Source organism: Escherichia sp. MOD1-EC5990, from assembly GCF_002965285.1.
Lineage (GTDB): Bacteria > Pseudomonadota > Gammaproteobacteria > Enterobacterales > Enterobacteriaceae > Escherichia > Escherichia coli_F.
In genome coordinates this window covers 1-1294 of the sequence record NZ_PTRV01000065.1, presented here as the reverse complement: position 1 = coordinate 1294, position 1294 = coordinate 1, and the positions used below count along the sequence as shown (strand labels likewise).

The 1294-nt window shown below is 37.2% G+C and carries 2 protein-coding genes and 1 pseudogene; 1 reads left to right on the top strand and 2 read right to left on the bottom strand.

Annotated features, from left to right (window positions below; genetic code table 11):
• Positions 1 to 97 precede the first annotated feature (97 nt).
• Positions 98 to 295: pseudogene (locus tag BEB42_RS25865) on the top strand (IS1 family transposase); the annotation flags it as partial.
• A gap of 83 nt (positions 296 to 378) precedes the next feature.
• Here the strand turns inward: BEB42_RS25865 and BEB42_RS26570 are convergent.
• Entirely contained in the window at positions 379 to 702 is a 324-nt protein-coding gene (locus tag BEB42_RS26570) for an RHS element protein dsORF-f3 (RefSeq protein WP_001612119.1), read from the bottom strand.
• Between the two features lies 1 nt (position 703).
• Positions 704 to 1294 (bottom strand): RHS repeat-associated core domain-containing protein (locus tag BEB42_RS25860; protein ID WP_114475600.1); only part of this gene is annotated, 591 nt, incomplete at its 5' end.

Here is a 1294-nt window from a genome sequence, read left to right as displayed (position 1 = left end):
CCACCATCTCTTCACAAGCTTATGCTTATTACATGCAAAACGTCCCGTTTTGCATCTTTGTGCCTACGGCACACCGTGATCTTTCCCTGTCGGCATGTTGACCACTGACGAATGGGGTAGTTACGCTAGAGAGTTACCAAAGGAGAAGCATCTGACTGGTAAGATTTTTACTCAGCATATTGAGCGTAACAATCTGACCCTGAGAACCCGAATCAAACGTCTGGCCCGCAGAACCATCTGTTTCTCGCGTTCTGTAGAACTTCATGAAAAAGTCATCGGTGCTTTTATCGAAAATATATGTTCTACTAATTGGAGTCATCACCCTTCTGATGAGCTTTCCTTGGATGATTACCAGACTGAATACATAGCCAAAGATTTTTACCTCATTCTGCTTTTTTTTCTCAAATGACATATATTATATTTTACATCATATTCATAGGCATATGACATTCCCCCGCCCCCCATTATGTCATTGTGGGTTGATGTTGGGCTTTCATAAAAAAATACATCTTTTTTTGAACTAGCATTAATTATATTTACTTTATATATTAAAATATTTTCTCCATCTGGAAATATTTTAGCCACACAATATAAAGCAGCCAAATCCGAATTACTTAAAAATATATTGTCATCACTCATAACTCCAGCCATTAAATGACTGGAGACTAAAGCAAGGAAATAACAACATTGTATTGCCTTCATTTTAATTACTCCCTTGCCTGATAATTGTAACTCCATTCCCTTTAGCTTTGGGATTATATTTTAGATAGGTGTTATTTGGTGTTCCCAAGTAACTACTGTATTCTTTTTTTCCCATTCCATTCATATAAGAATTCGTTAAATCTTTGCTTGAAAAATTTAGACTATCATAAACATCATTTTCTTTTGTTACTTTATTTCCTTTATCGTCAGAGTAAAAACCGTGAGTGTGATAATCGCCTACTCTCTCTGAACCTTCAGGGCATTTTATATTTCGCAAGTCTACACTATCATTATCATTTGAACTTATCGGATTCATGGGGAAATATTCACCTTGCTTCTTACATATTAGTCCACCATATTCTTTATTCTCGTTAATTGATTCTCCATTACACATTGCCAATGCAAATATTCCAATATCATCTATATTTTTTGATTTAAATTCATATAATCCTAATGGATCCATGCCATTCACCGGGCTCAGCGGATATGTATACAGGTTCCATCCCCCCTTCAGCCCAATCGGATCCTGAGTGATATACCGCCCCTGCAGCGGGTCATAATAGCGGTGGCGGTTGTAATACAGGCCGGACTC